Here is a 14662-nt window from a genome sequence, read left to right on the forward strand (position 1 = left end):
TGGAGTTTGGAACAAAGGTCCGATATCCACGTCAAAGCCCATATCCGCGAAGGATTCATTATACCAACTCGATGATTGCCATCGGAGCGGCGTCCCCTTTACGGGGGCCGATTTTCAGCACGCGTGTGTAACCGCCTTCACGGTCAGCGTACTTTTCAGCAATTTCGCCGAACAGTTTGGATACAATCCCTTCATCCATGATGAAAGCTAAAGCTTGACGACGGGCATGTAAATCACCACGTTTGCCGAGCGTAATCATCTGATCCGCTACGCGCCGCAGTTCTTTTGCTTTCGTTTCCGTCGTTTCAATGCGTTCATGCTGGAGCAGGGAGGTCACCATGTTGCGCAACAACGCTTTACGTGCTGCGGTATTGCGTCCCAACTTGCTGTAGGCCATTTTTTTCCTCCTCTATTCGTCCTTTTGTTTCAAGGTCAAACCGTGACCGTCATATTCGGTCAGGCGTTCTTTGATTTCTTCAATCGATTTTTTACCCAAGTTGCGTACTTTCGTTAAGTCATCTTCGGTCTTTTTGAGCAAGTCCGCAAGCGTATTGATATTGGCGCGTTTCAGGCAGTTGAAGGCCCGAACGGAAAGTTCCAATTCTTCAATACGGATCGATTCGAAATCAATTTCCGGTTCCGTCGCCGTTTCCTCTTCGTTGTCGAAGTTCGTGCTGACAGCGATGAGATCACGGTCGGTCGCGATGTTTTGGAAATGACGCAGGTACATGACCAGGATGGTCGCTGCTTTCGCTACGGCGTCCTTGGCTCCAATCGAGCCGTCAGTGGTCAGTTCCAATGTCATTTTATCGTAGTCGAGTTCGTTGCCGACGCGGGTGTCTTCTACTTTGTAGTTCGCCCGCAAAATCGGCGAGAAAATCGAATCGATCGGGATGACGCCGATCGCGTCATCATCTCTCTTGTTCTTCGTCGCCGGCACATAGCCGTGACCGCGATCAATGGTAAGCATCATTACCACATGAGCATCGTTGTCGAGTGTGGCAATGTGCAAATCGCTGTTCAAGATTTCCAATTCCGACGGAACGACGATGTCGCCGGCCGTGAATTGGCCTTCTTTTTCTATATCGACCCGGACTTCTAACGGAAATTCCGCTTCGCTGTGTGCTTTAAAGCACACTTTTTTGAGGTTCAGGATGATATCGGTCACGTCTTCCCGGACACCGGGGATGGTGGAGAATTCGTGCAATACGCCATCGATTTTAATGGAGGTAATGGCGACGCCGTCCAATGAGGACAGCAAAACGCGCCGCAAGCTGTTACCCAAGGTAATGCCGTAACCGCGATCCAGCGGTTCACAAACAAATTTACCGTACCGTTCGTCAGCCGACAGTTCGACTGTTTCGATGTCAAAATTCTTCTCTTCTATCATGCGGTAAACCTCCTCCTATACAACTGACACCACCCAAAAGAGACGCTCAGACACGTCTGCGTTTCGGGGGGCGGCAACCGTTATGGGGAATCGGTGTTACGTCCTTAATCATGTTGACATCAAGGCCCGCTGCTTGCAGCGCACGGATCGCGGCTTCACGGCCGGATCCCGGCCCCTTTACATATACTTCTACTTCCCGCAAGCCTTGTTCCATCGCTGCTTTAGCTGCCTGTTCAGCGGCCATTTGCGCAGCAAAGGGAGTGCTTTTACGAGATCCGCGGAAACCTAATCCGCCGGCAGAAGCCCAGGAAAGGGTGTTGCCGTTCGTATCGGTAATCGTTACGATCGTGTTATTGAAGGTCGAGCGGATGTGTGCAGCCCCCGACTCTACGTGTTTCTTTTCTTTACGTTTGGTTCTTGCTTTAGCCAACTTAAGTCCCCTCCTTTACTTCTTATTTCTTTTTACCGGCAATGGTCTTCTTCGGACCTTTGCGTGTACGGGCATTCGTTTTCGTGCGTTGACCGTTGACCGGCAATCCTGCACGGTGACGGCGACCACGATACGAATTGATTTCCACTAAACGTTTAATATTAAGCGATTCTTCACGACGCAGATCGCCTTCTACTTTATATTCGTCCAAAGCTTCACGCAGTTTCGCAACTTCATCTTCAGTGAGGTCGCGGACCCGCGTATCCGGATTTACACCGGTCTTTTCCAATACCTTTTTGGAAAGAGTGAGGCCGATACCATAAATATAGGTTAAGCCAATCTCAACGCGCTTATCACGGGGTAAGTCTACACCGGCTATACGTGCCATCTACTCTCCACCTCCTATTCTTATCCTTGACGTTGTTTATGTTTCGGGTTTTCGCAAATGACCATGACACGGCCTTTGCGTTTAATAATTTTGCATTTATCGCAAACCTTTTTTACGGACGGTCTGACTTTCATGTTGAACCTCCTTTAACAGGGTCTTACTTGAAGCGATAGGTGATCCGGCCCCGATTTAAATCGTACGGAGTCAATTCCAAAGTGACTCGGTCACCCGGAAGGATACGGATAAAATTCATCCGCATTTTACCGGATACATGCGCCAGAACAATGTGGCTGTTTTCAAGCTTCACTTTGAACATGGCGTTCGGTAACGCTTCAACGACTTTACCCTCTACTTCAATGACATCTTCCTTGCTCATCAAAGCCTCCTTTTTGCAGTGCAGCTTTTGCTTGGGTAATCGCGGCGCGGATTTCTTCATCCCGCCACGGCGAATGAGGATGCGTGCGGCGATAGGCCGCATCCGAATCGGCGGCGACGCGTATGCGCACATGTCGACGATTCTTTGTTTTGGGCTGTGCAACCGGACGTTTGCGTCCGTCGGCAAGCTCCACATACGAGGCATCATGACAACGCAGTACCACGAACCATTGTCCCCGTTCGCGTCCGGCAGTCGCCTCAACGATAGTGCCAGGAGAGAGCGGTCTGGTTTCGGTCATGAGCGCTCCGTCAAAATGCGGGGGCCGTCGTCGGTAATCGCAATCGTATGCTCAAAGTGAGCGGACGGTTTGCGATCCTTGGTTACGACAGTCCAGCCGTCTTTTAAAGTGCGCACCTGTGCGGTGCCGAGATTGATCATCGGCTCGATACAAAGAATCATCCCCGCCTCCAGCCGATCGCCGGTGTGCGGAGTGCCGTAATTCGGTACTTCCGGTTCCGCATGCATTTCGGTGCCGATACCGTGCCCGACGTATTCTTTAACTACGCCGTAATGGTACGGCTCGACAAACGCCGAGACCGCGTGACCGATATCACCGACATGGTTGCCGACTACGGCAGCGGCGATGCCTGCTGCGAGCGCCCCCTGCGTGACGTCCAAAAGCTGTTGCGTTTTCGGACTGATCTCGCCAACCGGCACTGTCATCGCAGTATCGCCCATAAATCCGTCTTTGGTAACCACCAAATCCAGACTGACGATATCTCCCTCTTTGAGAATCACTCGTTTGGAGGGGATGCCATGCACTACGCCTTCATTCACCGAAATACAAACCGAGCCCGGAAATCCGTAATACCCTTTGCATTCAGGAATGGCTCCTTGCTGAACAATGTATTCTTCCGCTATTTGATCCAGTTCCCAGGTAGAAATACCGGGAACCGCTTTACTGGCGAGCAGTTGCAATGTCTGCGCGGCGATTTTGCCGGCAGCGGCAATGCGCTCGATCTCGCGGGCGGATCGCAGAATGATCATTGTCCGTCCTTCTTTTCCAAAGCGGTAACGATGTCTTTGAAGACGTCTTCCATATCCTGCAGCCCGTCAATTTCTACATAATGTCCGTTGTTTTTGTAGTAATCGATCAAGGGCTTGGTCTGTTGTCCGTAGACGGCTAAACGTTCTTTGACGACCGCTTCCTGATCGTCGTCACGTTGGTACAACTCGCCACCGTCTTTATCGCAGACACCGGCTTTTTGCGGCGGATTAAACGCTTTATGATACGTCGCACCACATGTGCGGCAAATCAGCCGACCGCTGGTGCGGCGGACCAATTCTTCATTCGGAACCGCAATGTTGATAATGCCGTCCAACGTGATATTAAGTTCACGCAGAATCGCATCCAACGCTACCGCCTGCGCCGTCGTACGCGGGAAACCGTCCAAGATGAAGCCGTCACGCGCATCCGGTTGCGCCAAGCGCTCGCGAACAATGCCGATCGTCACTTCATCGGGTACCAGCGTACCGTTATCCATGTGTTTTTTTGCTTCCAAACCGAGCGGCGTACCGTTTTTTACGGCCGCGCGGAACATATCGCCCGTCGAAATTTGAGGAATCCCATACTTTTCGATGAGTCGTTCCGCTTGCGTACCTTTACCGGCGCCGGGCGGTCCCATTAACAAAATGTACATCGTTCCCATCTCCTTACTTCATGAAACCTTCATAATGACGCGTAATCATCATCGATTCAATTTGTTTCATTGTATCCAGGGCGACACCTACCACGATCAAGAGAGCCGTCCCACCAAAGTATACACCTTGAATGCCGGTGATGTTTCCCAAAATGTTGGGAAGTACTGCCACAAACGCCAGGAAAAATGCGCCGGCGAGTGTGATCCGCGTCAATACGCGATCCAAGTAATCAGCGGTCGGTTTACCCGGACGGATGCCGGGAACAAAGCCACCGTACTTTTTCATATTATCGGCAATATCCGTAATATTGACAGAGATCGCCGTGTAGAAGTAGGTAAAGAAAATAATCAAAATCGCATACAGTACGGTATTTAATACCGTTCCCCAAGTAAAGAGATTCGCCATCTCTTTGACCCACGGGACATTGATGAATTGTGCCAGGGTGATCGGCAACATCAAAATCGACGATGCGAAAATGATGGGAATAACACCGGCCTGATTGACTTTCAAAGGCAAGTGTGAAGAGTGTCCGCCATACATTTTACGACCGACAACTCGTTTGGAATACTGAACGGGAATGCGACGCGCACCCTGCGTTACCGCGACAACAATCACGATCATCACAATCGCGATTAAAGCGAACAAACCGGCTTGGAAAAAATTGATGGTACCGGTCCGTAAGTATTCCATAATGACCTGGATGCCGGCCGGCATCCGTGCCACGATACCGGCAAAGATGATTAACGAAATGCCGTTGCCGACACCTTTTTCCGTAATCTGTTCACCAACCCACATCAGGAAACAGGTTCCCGCGGTCAGTGTCAGTGTAATCATCAATACCGCTAAATAGCTATTATCGACCAATGCTTGATTGGCGCGTAAACCGTAGGCCATACCGAAGGCTTGGATCAAAGCCAAGACTACAGTACCGTAACGGGTTACTTTCTGAATTTTTTTAAAGCCGTCCTGGCCGTCTTTTTTCCACTCTTCAAAAACAGGTACAACCGCCGTCAACAACTGCATGATAATCGATGCGTTGATGTACGGGGTAATACTCATCGCAAAAATGGAAAACTTACTCAAGGCACCGCCGGCAAATAAATCCAAAAAACCGAACAGGCTGCCGCTCGAAAAAAGATGTTCGATCACCGAGGCGTCAACGCCCGGTACCGGAATATGAATCCCGGCGCGGAACACCATAAACATAACGAACGTATAAATCAGTCGGTTCCGTAATTCGGAAATCTGAAATATGTTCGAAAGTTTTTCGAGCATTAGAGCACCTCGACTTTACCGCCGGCTGCTTCGATTTTTTCCTGCGCCGTCTTTGTAAAACCGTGCGCTTTGACAGTAACCGCTTTGTCCAGTTCGCCGTTACCGAGGATACGTACTCCATCGCGTACATTCTTCAGGATGCCTTTTTCAATCAAGCTGACCGGATCGACAACGTCGCCCGCTTCAAACCGATTGAGTTGGCTGATATTCACTTCTGCATAGTTTTTAGCGTGAATATTCGTAAAACCGCGCTTCGGCAACCGACGATATAACGGCATCTGGCCGCCTTCAAAGCCCGGACGAACACCGCCGCCCGAACGCGAGTAAAGACCTTTCGTACCACGCGTGGAGGTTTTGCCCATGCCGCTTCCGAGACCGCGACCAACACGGCGACGTGCTTTGCGAGAACCCTCGTTGGGGCTCAGTTCATGAAGTTTCATGTTTGCACCTCCTTATTCTGCGTCTGTAACTTCCACCAAGTGACGTACTCGGTGAATCATGCCTTCAATTTGCGGGGTCAATTCCTGGGTGACGACGGAATTCGTCTTCTTCAATCCCAGTGCTTTGACCGTCTGTCGCTGCGTCTGGTTCGAACCGATCAGACTTTTCTTCAATTGAATCTGAACTTTCTTAGCCATCATCCGCCTCCTTAGTTATACAATTCTTCGACGGATTTGCCGCGCAACGCCGCAATATCTTCCGCGCGTTTGAGATCGAGCAAACCGTTGATAGTCGCTTTGACCATGTTCATCGGGTTTGCCGAACCAATCGATTTCGTTAAAATATTTCGTACCCCGGCGAGTTCCAAGACCACACGCACAGGACCGCCGGCGATAACGCCGGTACCTTCTGCGGCCGGTTTCAAGAAAACGCGGCCCGCACCGCAAATGCCTGTGACGGCATACGGGATCGTACCGTTTTTCAAGTGAACTGCAACCATGTTTTTCTTCGCATCTGCTACGCCTTTGCGGATCGCTTCGGGAACTTCTTTTGCTTTTCCCATGCCCGCGCCAACGTTACCTTTACCGTCGCCTACAACGACGAGAGCGCTGAAGGAAAAACGGGTACCGCCTTTAACAACTTTCGCTACGCGATTGATAAAGACGACCTTCTCTTGCAGATCCGATTCTTTCTTTTCAAATCTTGCCATCTACCGTTTCCTCCTTTGCTTAGAATGTCAAGCCGCCCTCGCGGGCACCTTCTGCTAACGCCGCAATACGACCGTGATAAATCTGGCCGCCGCGGTCAAAGACTACTTCTTTCACGCCTTTTTCCTGCGCGCGTTTGGCGATCAGTTCACCAACCGCTTTCGCCGCTTCGACGTTCCCGCCGTAGGCATGAGCTTCTTTCACTTCCGCATCCAGAGAACTTGCCGCTACCAAAGTAGTACCTTTGGTATCGTCAATAATCTGCGCGTAAATGTTAGCAAGGCTGCGATAGACATTCAAGCGAGGACGTTCGGCCGTGCCGGCAATATGCCGACGCAAACGAGCATGACGGCGTTGACGTGCTTTATTTCGTAAATTGTTACGCAACTTGTCCACTCCCTTCCGAACTATTTCGCACCGGTCTTGCCGGCTTTACGACGTACGTGTTCACCTTCGTAGCGAACACCTTTGCCTTTATACGGCTCCGGTTTACGCCAGTCGCGAATTTCTGCAGCGACTTGGCCGACGACTTCTTTATCCGCACCTTTGACGATGATTTTCGTCGGTTCCGGGGTTTCAAATTCGATCCCCGCCGGCGGTTCCATGATGACAGGGTGCGAAAAACCGAGTGTCAAGTTCAAGTTTTTACCTTTCATCGCGGCACGATAGCCGACGCCGACGATTTCAAGCGTCTTCGAGTAGCCTTCCGTAACACCGATCACCATGTTGTTGATCAGCGAACGGGTCAGACCGTGCAACGATTTATGTTCTTTGTCATCCGACGGACGCGTAACTTTCACTTCGTCTGCGGTGACTTCCACCTGCATTGACTGCGGCAGTTTGTGGGACAATGTACCCTTCGGTCCTTTGACAGTGAGGGTATGTCCGTCCAAGGTGATGTCCACTCCGTTCGGAATGGCAATCGGTTGATTCCCAATACGTGACATGCGTTACCTCCTCACTTACCAGACGTAAGCGATAACTTCGCCGCCAAGACCAGCCTGACGGGCTTTACGATCGCTCATTACGCCTTTGGACGTCGAAATTACTGCAATTCCCAAACCACCGAGAACGCGGGGTAATTCGTCCTTCTTTGCATACACTTTCAAGCCGGGTTTCGAAATACGTTTGAGACCCGTGATTACTTTTTCTTTATTCGCGCCATATTTCAATGTGACGCGCAATACCGGATGGCCTTCTTCTTCCACAGTTTCATATCCGTGGATGTAGCCTTCTTGGGCCAGAATGTCCAGTATAGCAGCTTTCTTTTTCGAAGCGGGCATATCCACTTTCGCGTGCAGCGCCGAGTTGGCGTTGCGAATGCGCGTTAACATATCCGCAATCGGATCGGTCATTCCCATATTAGTTTACCTCCTCCCACGGACAATCGTTACCAGCTGGCTTTTTTCACGCCAGGGATTTCACCTTCATATGCCAAATCGCGGAAAACGATTCGACTCACGCCGAACTTACGCATGTAACCATGCGGACGTCCGGTCAGAAGGCACCGATTGTGCAAGCGTGTCGGGGAAGCATCCTTGGGGAGTTTGCTCAACGCTGCATAGTCGCCTTTAGCTTTCAGCTCGGCGCGTTTTGCCGCGTATTTTTCCACCATTTTACGGCGTTTCTTTTCACGTTCAATCATGGACTTTTTCGCCATTATACTTCCTCCTTTGTCTTATTTTTTAAACGGCATACCGAAGGCACGCAAAAGTTCACGCGCTTCTTCGTCAGTCTTCGCGCTGGTCACCATAATGATGTCCATGCCGCGTACTTGGTCAATTTTATCGTAGTCGATTTCCGGGAAAATCAATTGTTCCTTAATGCCCAAACTGTAGTTGCCGCGACCGTCAAAGCTGGTCGCGCGCACGCCACGAAAGTCGCGGACGCGAGGAATCGCAATATTGATCAATTTATCCAGGAATTCGTACATTTTTTCGCCGCGCAGCGTAACTTTGCAGCCGATCGGCATGTTTTCACGAATTTTGAAGTTCGCAATGGATTTTTTCGCACGCGTAATGATCGGTTTCTGACCGGCGATCGCCGTCAGGTCGTTCACCGCGGCATCCAATGCTTTGGAGTTCGCAACGGCTTCACCGACACCGATGTTGATGACGATTTTTTCCAATTTCGGAATTTCCATTACGTTTTTATAGTTGAATTTTTCACGCAGATCATTTTTGATCTGGGAATTGTAGAAATCTTTTAAACGAGACACCGAATTCGTCCTCCTTTCGTATTATTTTACGTTGTCGATAATCGAGTCGCTTTTAACGGTCGCACGAACGTAGCTGCCGTCTTTTTGCTGTACTTTTTTAATGCGGCTCGGTTCTTTGGTCTTCGGATCGATGACCATGACGTTGGAGACATGAATCGGTGCTTCTTTCGTGATAATGCCTCCTTGCGGATTGGCCTGGTTCGGCTTGGTGTGCCGTTTGACTTGGTTCAGACCTTCCACAATGACGCGATCTTTGGCCGGCTGTGCGGCAATGATTTTACCCGTTTTGCCTTTGTCTTTGCCGGCAATGATCATGACGGTATCACCGGTTTTGACTTGCAGTTTACGTTTGCTCATATCCGCACCTCCTTACAGTACTTCCGGTGCGAGCGAAATAATCTTCATGAAGTTCTTATCACGAAGCTCACGAGCTACCGGTCCAAAAATACGAGTCCCACGCGGGCTCTTATCATCTTTAATAATAACGGCTGCATTTTCGTCAAAGCGAATGTAGGAGCCATCGTTGCGACGTAAACCTTTCTTCGTACGAACGACTACGGCCTTAACCACTTCACCTTTCTTGACAACGCCACCGGGTGATGCATCTTTTACCGAAGCAACGATTACATCACCGATATTCGCGTAGCGCCGGAATGATCCTCCCAGTACCTTGATGCACAAGATGTCTTTGGCGCCCGTGTTATCAGCCACGTTTAAGCGAGTTTCTTGCTGTATCATCGTGTTCCTCCTCTTTCTACCGAATTATTCGGCACGGGCAATAATCTTCGTTACACGCCAGCATTTATCTTTCGAAATCGGGCGCGTTTCGACGATGCGCACGGTATCACCGACTTTGCATTCGTTGTTTTCGTCGTGCGCTTTATACCGCTTCGTCGATGTGAGCGGCTTATTGTATTTTTTGTGCGGCACTTTACGATCTACAGCAACAACAACGGTTTTGTCCATTTTGTCACTGACGACTTTGCCGACACGTGATTTGCGTACGTTTCTTTCTTCCACCACGGTTCCTCCTTTACGATTTACGCTTACGCTTTCAATTCTGCTTCCCGTTGCACGGTTTTAATCCGGGCAATGGTTTTCTTCACTTCACGCAAACGCATCGGATTTTCCAACTGGCCGGTCGCATGCTGAAAACGGAGGTTGAATAATTCTTCCTTCAGACCGGCGATTTTTTCGTTCATTTCCTCGGCGGACAAATTCCGAATTTCTTGTACCTTCATTAGTTGTCACCTGCCACTTCTTCTTCGCCCTTGACGACAAACTTCGTTTTGATCGGAAGTTTATGCGAGGCCAATCGCATCGCTTCTTTAGCGATTTCCGGGGTGACGCCTGCCATTTCAAACATCACACGGCCCGGGCGGACAACAGAAACCCAATATTCCGGAGCGCCTTTACCTTTACCCATACGAGTTTCGGCAGGTTTCTTGGAAACCGGCTTATCCGGGAAAATTTTGATCCACACTTGGCCGCCACGTTTGATGTAGCGCGTCATGGCAATACGAGCTGCTTCGATTTGTCGGTTGGTAATCCAAGCCGGTTCCAAGGCAACTAAACCAAATTCGCCGTGGGATACTTTATTACCGCGGTGCGCTCTGCCTTTCATACGACCGCGAAATTGTTTACGATATTTTACACGCTTCGGGATTAGCATTAGGCTTCGCTCCTTTCTGCGTTGTTCGGTTGCCGATCGTTGTCACGACGTTCGCCGCGTTCGTTGCGGCCGCCGCGATGGCCTCGACGGTTGTTACGGCGATCGCCTGTGCGACGTTCTTTACCGCCACGGTTTTCGCGTACATTTTCGTCTTTATTGACCATTTCGCCCGGCATAATTTCGCCTTTATAAATCCATACTTTGACACCGATCGCACCATAGGTGGTCTGTGCCGTTGCCACACCGTAGTCGATGTTGGCGCGCAATGTGTGCAGCGGAATCGATCCTTCATGGTAGCCTTCCGAACGGGCAATTTCTGCACCGCCCAAACGGCCGCCCAAAAGAACCTTAATTCCTTTAGCGCCGAACCGCATCGTACGGCCGACTGCCTGTTTCATAGCACGGCGGAACGCAATACGGCGTTCCAGCTGAGATGCGATATTTTCCGCAACCAAGGTTGCGTCCAGTTCCGCACTCTTAACTTCTTTAATATTGACATCCACTTCCTGCGTCGTGAAACGAGACATGGCTTTTTTGATGTCTTCGATACCGGCGCCGCCGCGGCCAATAACCATGCCCGGTTTTGCCGCATAGATCGTTAATTTAATGCGCTTTAACGTGCGTTCGATTTCAATACGCGAGATGCCCGCGATGAAGAGATGTTTCTTCAGGAAGCGACGAATCTTCGTATCTTCAATCAAAAGCTTTGCATAATCTTTTTCTGCATACCATTTGGTATCCCAATCTTTGATGATGCCAACACGCATTCCATGGGGATTTACTTTCTGACCCACACCATTTCCCTCCTTTATTCTCTTTCGGATACTTTCACGGTCAATTGACTCGTGCGTTTGAAAATGCTGAATGCCTGTCCCCGGCTGCGCGGGTGAATCCGTTTCAGAGTCGGACCGGCATCGACAAAGGCTGTCGATACATACAGTTTATCTACATTTAAATCATGATTATTTTCTGCATTTGCCATCGCGCTGCGCAGGGTCTTTTCAACCACTTTCGAGGCGCGTTTCGGCGTGTGCGCAAGAATTGCCAATGCTTCACCGCAGTTTTTACCGCGAATCAGGTCAACGACAATGCGTACTTTACGAGGCGAAATGCGGATGTTGTTAGTAAATGCTCTTACTTCCATTTTCTCCTCCTTATTGCAATTCCGTCGCTTTGTCGCTCTTGTTGTGACCGCGGAACAAACGGGTCGGTGCAAATTCACCGAGCTTATGGCCGACCATATCTTCCGTAATATAGACCGGCACGTGTTTACGGCCGTCATGGACAGCGATCGTGTGACCGACAAAGTCCGGCAAGATGGTCGAAGCCCGGGACCAAGTTTTGACTACTTTTTTCTCATCCGAAGCGTTCATTGCAGCGATCTTCTTTTCCAAGTGATCCGCAACAAACGGTCCTTTTTTTATTGATCTGGACACTCTTGTTTCCCCTTCCTTCCATTACTTGCGTCGATTGACGATCATCCGACTGGATGCTTTTTTCTTATTACGCGTCTTCACGCCGTAAGCCGGTTTACCCCACGGAGTAACCGGACGTTTACGTCCGACCGGGGACTTACCTTCACCACCGCCATGCGGATGGTCGTTCGGGTTCATAACAACGCCGCGGTTCGCCGGGCGTTTGCCCAACCAACGATTACGACCGGCTTTACCGATAGTAATGTTTTCGTGTTCGGCATTGCCTACGACACCAACGGTCGCACGGCAGTCTACCAAGACACGGCGAACTTCGCCGCTCGGCAGACGCAGTAACGCGTATTTACCTTCTTTCGCCATCAGCTGCGCTGAGGCGCCGGCGCTGCGGACCATCTGGCCGCCCTTGCCGATTTTCAGTTCGATGTTGTGGACCTGGGTACCGATCGGGATATTCACCAGCGGCAATGCGTTGCCCACTTTGATATCGGATTCCGGACCGCTTTCCACCATGTCGCCGACTTTCAAGCCCTGCGGCGCCAAGATATAACGTTTTTCACCGTCCGCATAGTTCAACAGAGCAATGAAGCAGGTGCGGTTCGGATCGTATTCGATCGCCGCAACTTTTGCCGGTACATTATCTTTCGTACGTTTGAAGTCAATCAAACGGTACCGACGTTTATGGCCGCCGCCCTGATGGCGAACGGTCATCTTTCCCGTATTGTTTCGGCCGCCTTTTCTGGTCACCGGCGCCAGAAGCGATTTTTCCGGTTCCGCTTTGGTGACTCCTTCGAAGGCCGATACGGTCATAAACCGACGCCCGGGGGTGTACGGTTTGAACGATTTGTAAGCCATTATAGTGCCTCCTTAAATCAGACGCTTACACGCCTTCGAACAATTCGATCGTTTCGCCCTCTTTAAGCGTGACGATTGCTTTTTTCCAATCGCTGCGCTTACCTTCGAAACGGCCCATGCGTTTTTTCTTGCCTTCCATACGCATAGTGCTTACCGCGGCGACTTTCACATTGAAAATTTCTTCGACTGCATCACGAATCTGGTATTTGTTGGCATTGAGGGGCACTTTGAAGGTGTATTTACCTTCCGCCATTAATGCCGTAGATTTTTCCGTAACAATCGGTTTGATTAAAATATCGCGTGCATTCATTATGCCAGCACCTCCTCGAGCTGTTTGACAGCGCCCTCGGTGATGAAGAGTTTAGTGTAATGCACGATATCATAGATATTGAGTGCGGTGACAGGCATCGCCTTGACGCCTTGAATGTTGCGTGCGCAACGTTCCAAAATGGCGTCCCCTTCCGTAATGATGAGCGCTTTATCGTTGCCGATTTCAAAGTTATTGAGCAAGTTCAATACTTCCTTCGTTTTCGGCTGCGCTAATTCGATCTGATTGACGACAAACACGTCATCGTTGGCGACTTTGTAGCTCAACGCGGATTTGATCGCTAAACGCCTTTGTTTCCGCGGCATCGCTTTCACATAGCTGCGCGGCTGCGGTCCGAAAATAGTACCGCCGCCGACCCACAACGGGGAACGGATGCTACCTACACGTGCCCGGCCGGTTCCTTTCTGACGCCACGGTTTTTTACCGCCGCCACGAACCATGCCGCGCGTTTTTGTCGCATGCGTACCTAAACGTTCGTTCGCCTGCTGGCGTACAATCGCCGCATGGATTACCGCTTCGTTGTAATCCACAGCAAATACGCTGTCTTGCAATTCTATTTCGCCGGCTTTCGCGCCGGTCATTTCATAGAGTGTTACTTTCGGCATTTATATATCCTCCCTTCCGACTTATTTGTTCGGTTTCACTGTGCTGCGAACCATAACTAAACTTCCCTTGGCTCCGGGGATACCGCCTTTGATCAATAAGATGTTGCGGTCGGTGTCCACACGAACCACTTCCAGACGCTGCACAGTCGATTGATTACCGCCCATTTGTCCCGGGAGTTTTTTGCCTTTTAATACAATACCGCCGCCACCGGATGTCATGGCTCCCATGGAACCCGGTTCGCGGTGCGATTTGGAGCCGTGAGATTCCGGTCCACGCGAAAAGTTATGGCGTTTGATGCCACCAGCGAAGCCTTTGCCTTTGCTGGTACCAATCACGTCCACCAGATCTCCCGCTGCGAATATATCCGCTGCCAGAGTTTGGCCGACCGTGTAATCGCCTGCTTCTTGTAAGCGCAGTTCACGGAGATATTTGACCGGGGTAACGCCCGCTTTGTCAAACTGCCCCTGCATCGGTTTGGTCAAATGTTTTTCTTTGATGTCGCCGTAGCCCAGCTGAATCGCCTGGTAGCCGTCGGTTTCATCGGTCTTTACGCGTACAACAACGCTCGGTGTCGCTTCGACAACGGTCACCGGAACGAGCTGTCCTGCTTCAGTGAAGACTTGCGTCATTCCTAACTTTTTTCCCAAAATAGCTTTCGACATGTTCGCACCTCCTTTTATAATTTGATTTCAATATTGACGCCGGCCGGCAATTCCAACCGCATCAACGCGTCCGCCGTTTTGCTCGACGGTTCCAAAATATCGATCAGGCGCTTATGAGTGCGCATCTCGAATTGTTCGCGGCTGTCTTTATTAACGTGCGGCGAACGCAAAATAGTATAGATC

Annotated in this window: 31 protein-coding genes; all 31 read right to left on the minus strand. The window is 50.3% G+C overall.

Translation table 11 applies throughout. The features are described 5' to 3' along the window. Positions 1–58 precede the first annotated feature (58 nt). On the minus strand, positions 59–397 hold the full coding sequence (gene rplQ / locus RDN69_RS03695; RefSeq protein WP_024048912.1) for a 50S ribosomal protein L17: 339 nt from the start codon (positions 395–397) through the stop codon (positions 59–61). A 12-nt stretch (positions 398–409) separates the two neighbouring features. Then, the gene (locus tag RDN69_RS03700; RefSeq protein ID WP_288218270.1) at positions 410–1390 is read right to left on the minus strand and encodes a DNA-directed RNA polymerase subunit alpha; all 981 of its coding nucleotides are present in this window, start codon (positions 1388–1390) and stop codon (positions 410–412) included. Between the two features lie 46 nt (positions 1391–1436). Further along, positions 1437–1820: a 30S ribosomal protein S11 gene (gene rpsK, locus RDN69_RS03705; RefSeq protein WP_024048910.1), complete on the minus strand. Its 384-nt coding sequence runs from the start codon at positions 1818–1820 to the stop codon at positions 1437–1439. A 22-nt stretch (positions 1821–1842) separates the two neighbouring features. Further along, the gene (gene rpsM, locus RDN69_RS03710) at positions 1843–2208 is read right to left on the minus strand and encodes a 30S ribosomal protein S13 (protein WP_024048909.1); all 366 of its coding nucleotides are present in this window, start codon (positions 2206–2208) and stop codon (positions 1843–1845) included. A gap of 20 nt (positions 2209–2228) precedes the next feature. Then, complete coding sequence (gene rpmJ / locus RDN69_RS03715; protein ID WP_024048908.1) at positions 2229–2342, minus strand: 50S ribosomal protein L36; 114 nt, start codon at positions 2340–2342, stop codon at positions 2229–2231. A gap of 23 nt (positions 2343–2365) precedes the next feature. Then, positions 2366–2584, minus strand: coding sequence for a translation initiation factor IF-1 (gene infA / locus RDN69_RS03720; protein WP_024048907.1), 219 nt, complete (start codon positions 2582–2584; stop codon positions 2366–2368). After that, on the minus strand, positions 2562–2882 hold the full coding sequence (locus tag RDN69_RS03725; RefSeq protein ID WP_034440250.1) for a KOW domain-containing RNA-binding protein: 321 nt from the start codon (positions 2880–2882) through the stop codon (positions 2562–2564). The genes infA and RDN69_RS03725 overlap by 23 nt, the downstream gene beginning before the upstream one ends. Further along, positions 2879–3631, minus strand: coding sequence for a type I methionyl aminopeptidase (gene map / locus RDN69_RS03730; protein WP_024048905.1), 753 nt, complete (start codon positions 3629–3631; stop codon positions 2879–2881). Before map ends, RDN69_RS03725 begins: the two co-directional genes overlap by 4 nt. Then, on the minus strand, positions 3628–4284 hold the full coding sequence (locus RDN69_RS03735; RefSeq protein WP_024048904.1) for an adenylate kinase: 657 nt from the start codon (positions 4282–4284) through the stop codon (positions 3628–3630). Before RDN69_RS03735 ends, map begins: the two co-directional genes overlap by 4 nt. A gap of 13 nt (positions 4285–4297) precedes the next feature. Then, complete coding sequence (gene secY, locus RDN69_RS03740; RefSeq protein ID WP_024048903.1) at positions 4298–5560, minus strand: preprotein translocase subunit SecY; 1263 nt, start codon at positions 5558–5560, stop codon at positions 4298–4300. Further along, on the minus strand, positions 5560–6000 hold the full coding sequence (rplO, locus tag RDN69_RS03745; RefSeq protein WP_024048902.1) for a 50S ribosomal protein L15: 441 nt from the start codon (positions 5998–6000) through the stop codon (positions 5560–5562). Before rplO ends, secY begins: the two co-directional genes overlap by 1 nt. 12 nt (positions 6001–6012) lie before the next feature. Further along, positions 6013–6201 (minus strand): 50S ribosomal protein L30, encoded by a 189-nt coding sequence (gene rpmD, locus RDN69_RS03750; protein WP_353867020.1) that lies wholly within the window; start codon positions 6199–6201, stop codon positions 6013–6015. 8 nt (positions 6202–6209) lie between these two features. Then, positions 6210–6710 (minus strand): 30S ribosomal protein S5, encoded by a 501-nt coding sequence (gene rpsE / locus RDN69_RS03755; RefSeq protein WP_024048900.1) that lies wholly within the window; start codon positions 6708–6710, stop codon positions 6210–6212. Positions 6711–6729: 19 nt separating this feature from the next. Next, on the minus strand, positions 6730–7095 hold the full coding sequence (rplR, locus tag RDN69_RS03760) for a 50S ribosomal protein L18 (RefSeq protein ID WP_024048899.1): 366 nt from the start codon (positions 7093–7095) through the stop codon (positions 6730–6732). A 20-nt stretch (positions 7096–7115) separates the two neighbouring features. Continuing rightward, entirely contained in the window at positions 7116–7655 is a 540-nt protein-coding gene (rplF, locus tag RDN69_RS03765; RefSeq protein WP_288218271.1) for a 50S ribosomal protein L6, read from the minus strand. Positions 7656–7670: 15 nt separating this feature from the next. Further along, complete coding sequence (gene rpsH, locus RDN69_RS03770; RefSeq protein WP_024048897.1) at positions 7671–8069, minus strand: 30S ribosomal protein S8; 399 nt, start codon at positions 8067–8069, stop codon at positions 7671–7673. 29 nt (positions 8070–8098) lie between these two features. Beyond that, a complete protein-coding gene (rpsN, locus tag RDN69_RS03775; protein ID WP_024048896.1) occupies positions 8099–8368 on the minus strand; it encodes a 30S ribosomal protein S14 in 270 nt (89 codons plus the stop codon). A gap of 18 nt (positions 8369–8386) precedes the next feature. Then, a complete protein-coding gene (rplE, locus tag RDN69_RS03780) occupies positions 8387–8926 on the minus strand; it encodes a 50S ribosomal protein L5 (RefSeq protein WP_024048895.1) in 540 nt (179 codons plus the stop codon). Positions 8927–8947: 21 nt separating this feature from the next. After that, complete coding sequence (rplX, locus tag RDN69_RS03785) at positions 8948–9268, minus strand: 50S ribosomal protein L24 (protein ID WP_184327570.1); 321 nt, start codon at positions 9266–9268, stop codon at positions 8948–8950. 27 nt (positions 9269–9295) lie between these two features. Next, positions 9296–9664, minus strand: coding sequence for a 50S ribosomal protein L14 (rplN, locus tag RDN69_RS03790; RefSeq protein WP_024048893.1), 369 nt, complete (start codon positions 9662–9664; stop codon positions 9296–9298). 24 nt (positions 9665–9688) lie between these two features. After that, entirely contained in the window at positions 9689–9949 is a 261-nt protein-coding gene (gene rpsQ, locus RDN69_RS03795) for a 30S ribosomal protein S17 (protein WP_024048892.1), read from the minus strand. Between the two features lie 23 nt (positions 9950–9972). Beyond that, entirely contained in the window at positions 9973–10167 is a 195-nt protein-coding gene (rpmC, locus tag RDN69_RS03800) for a 50S ribosomal protein L29 (protein ID WP_024048891.1), read from the minus strand. Next, positions 10167–10598 (minus strand): 50S ribosomal protein L16, encoded by a 432-nt coding sequence (rplP, locus tag RDN69_RS03805; RefSeq protein WP_024048890.1) that lies wholly within the window; start codon positions 10596–10598, stop codon positions 10167–10169. The genes rpmC and rplP overlap by 1 nt, the downstream gene beginning before the upstream one ends. Beyond that, positions 10598–11392: a 30S ribosomal protein S3 gene (gene rpsC / locus RDN69_RS03810; RefSeq protein ID WP_024048889.1), complete on the minus strand. Its 795-nt coding sequence runs from the start codon at positions 11390–11392 to the stop codon at positions 10598–10600. The genes rplP and rpsC overlap by 1 nt, the downstream gene beginning before the upstream one ends. 14 nt (positions 11393–11406) lie before the next feature. Beyond that, a complete protein-coding gene (gene rplV / locus RDN69_RS03815; protein WP_024048888.1) occupies positions 11407–11742 on the minus strand; it encodes a 50S ribosomal protein L22 in 336 nt (111 codons plus the stop codon). A 10-nt stretch (positions 11743–11752) separates the two neighbouring features. Further along, entirely contained in the window at positions 11753–12034 is a 282-nt protein-coding gene (rpsS, locus tag RDN69_RS03820) for a 30S ribosomal protein S19 (RefSeq protein ID WP_034440247.1), read from the minus strand. Positions 12035–12055: 21 nt separating this feature from the next. Next, complete coding sequence (gene rplB, locus RDN69_RS03825; protein WP_024048886.1) at positions 12056–12883, minus strand: 50S ribosomal protein L2; 828 nt, start codon at positions 12881–12883, stop codon at positions 12056–12058. A gap of 25 nt (positions 12884–12908) precedes the next feature. Then, positions 12909–13193: a 50S ribosomal protein L23 gene (rplW, locus tag RDN69_RS03830; RefSeq protein WP_024048885.1), complete on the minus strand. Its 285-nt coding sequence runs from the start codon at positions 13191–13193 to the stop codon at positions 12909–12911. Continuing rightward, on the minus strand, positions 13193–13816 hold the full coding sequence (rplD, locus tag RDN69_RS03835; RefSeq protein WP_024048884.1) for a 50S ribosomal protein L4: 624 nt from the start codon (positions 13814–13816) through the stop codon (positions 13193–13195). The genes rplW and rplD overlap by 1 nt, the downstream gene beginning before the upstream one ends. A 21-nt stretch (positions 13817–13837) precedes the next feature. Continuing rightward, positions 13838–14479, minus strand: coding sequence for a 50S ribosomal protein L3 (rplC, locus tag RDN69_RS03840; RefSeq protein WP_024048883.1), 642 nt, complete (start codon positions 14477–14479; stop codon positions 13838–13840). 14 nt (positions 14480–14493) lie between these two features. Beyond that, positions 14494–14662, minus strand: a 169-nt coding sequence (gene rpsJ / locus RDN69_RS03845) for a 30S ribosomal protein S10 (protein ID WP_288218272.1), incomplete at its 5' end; no start/stop codon positions are given.

Source organism: uncultured Negativicoccus sp. (assembly GCF_902480485.1).
Lineage (GTDB): Bacteria > Bacillota > Negativicutes > Veillonellales > Negativicoccaceae > Negativicoccus > Negativicoccus succinicivorans.

What these genes read in the sequence shown, in the direction of transcription:
- rpsH (WP_024048897.1), bottom strand. Translation starts at nt 8,069, where the DNA reads ATGGGAATGACCGATCCGATTGCGGATATGTTAACGCGCATTCGCAAC.
- rplO (WP_024048902.1), bottom strand. Translation starts at nt 6,000, where the DNA reads ATGAAACTTCATGAACTGAGCCCCAACGAGGGTTCTCGCAAAGCACGT.
- rplQ (WP_024048912.1), bottom strand. Translation starts at nt 397, where the DNA reads ATGGCCTACAGCAAGTTGGGACGCAATACCGCAGCACGTAAAGCGTTG.
- rplW (WP_024048885.1), bottom strand. Translation starts at nt 13,193, where the DNA reads ATGAATGCACGCGATATTTTAATCAAACCGATTGTTACGGAAAAATCT.
- map (WP_024048905.1), bottom strand. Translation starts at nt 3,631, where the DNA reads ATGATCATTCTGCGATCCGCCCGCGAGATCGAGCGCATTGCCGCTGCC.
- rpsM (WP_024048909.1), bottom strand. Translation starts at nt 2,208, where the DNA reads ATGGCACGTATAGCCGGTGTAGACTTACCCCGTGATAAGCGCGTTGAG.
- infA (WP_024048907.1), bottom strand. Translation starts at nt 2,584, where the DNA reads ATGAGCAAGGAAGATGTCATTGAAGTAGAGGGTAAAGTCGTTGAAGCG.
- rplB (WP_024048886.1), bottom strand. Translation starts at nt 12,883, where the DNA reads ATGGCTTACAAATCGTTCAAACCGTACACCCCCGGGCGTCGGTTTATG.
- rplV (WP_024048888.1), bottom strand. Translation starts at nt 11,742, where the DNA reads ATGGAAGTAAGAGCATTTACTAACAACATCCGCATTTCGCCTCGTAAA.
- rplP (WP_024048890.1), bottom strand. Translation starts at nt 10,598, where the DNA reads ATGCTAATCCCGAAGCGTGTAAAATATCGTAAACAATTTCGCGGTCGT.
- rpsN (WP_024048896.1), bottom strand. Translation starts at nt 8,368, where the DNA reads ATGGCGAAAAAGTCCATGATTGAACGTGAAAAGAAACGCCGTAAAATG.
- RDN69_RS03700 (WP_288218270.1), bottom strand. Translation starts at nt 1,390, where the DNA reads ATGATAGAAGAGAAGAATTTTGACATCGAAACAGTCGAACTGTCGGCT.
- rpmD (WP_353867020.1), bottom strand. Translation starts at nt 6,201, where the DNA reads ATGATGGCTAAGAAAGTTCAGATTCAATTGAAGAAAAGTCTGATCGGT.
- rplD (WP_024048884.1), bottom strand. Translation starts at nt 13,816, where the DNA reads ATGCCGAAAGTAACACTCTATGAAATGACCGGCGCGAAAGCCGGCGAA.
- rpmJ (WP_024048908.1), bottom strand. Translation starts at nt 2,342, where the DNA reads ATGAAAGTCAGACCGTCCGTAAAAAAGGTTTGCGATAAATGCAAAATT.
- rplC (WP_024048883.1), bottom strand. Translation starts at nt 14,479, where the DNA reads ATGTCGAAAGCTATTTTGGGAAAAAAGTTAGGAATGACGCAAGTCTTC.
- secY (WP_024048903.1), bottom strand. Translation starts at nt 5,560, where the DNA reads ATGCTCGAAAAACTTTCGAACATATTTCAGATTTCCGAATTACGGAAC.
- RDN69_RS03735 (WP_024048904.1), bottom strand. Translation starts at nt 4,284, where the DNA reads ATGTACATTTTGTTAATGGGACCGCCCGGCGCCGGTAAAGGTACGCAA.
- rpmC (WP_024048891.1), bottom strand. Translation starts at nt 10,167, where the DNA reads ATGAAGGTACAAGAAATTCGGAATTTGTCCGCCGAGGAAATGAACGAA.
- RDN69_RS03725 (WP_034440250.1), bottom strand. Translation starts at nt 2,882, where the DNA reads ATGACCGAAACCAGACCGCTCTCTCCTGGCACTATCGTTGAGGCGACT.
- rpsE (WP_024048900.1), bottom strand. Translation starts at nt 6,710, where the DNA reads ATGGCAAGATTTGAAAAGAAAGAATCGGATCTGCAAGAGAAGGTCGTC.
- rplN (WP_024048893.1), bottom strand. Translation starts at nt 9,664, where the DNA reads ATGATACAGCAAGAAACTCGCTTAAACGTGGCTGATAACACGGGCGCC.
- rplF (WP_288218271.1), bottom strand. Translation starts at nt 7,655, where the DNA reads ATGTCACGTATTGGGAATCAACCGATTGCCATTCCGAACGGAGTGGAC.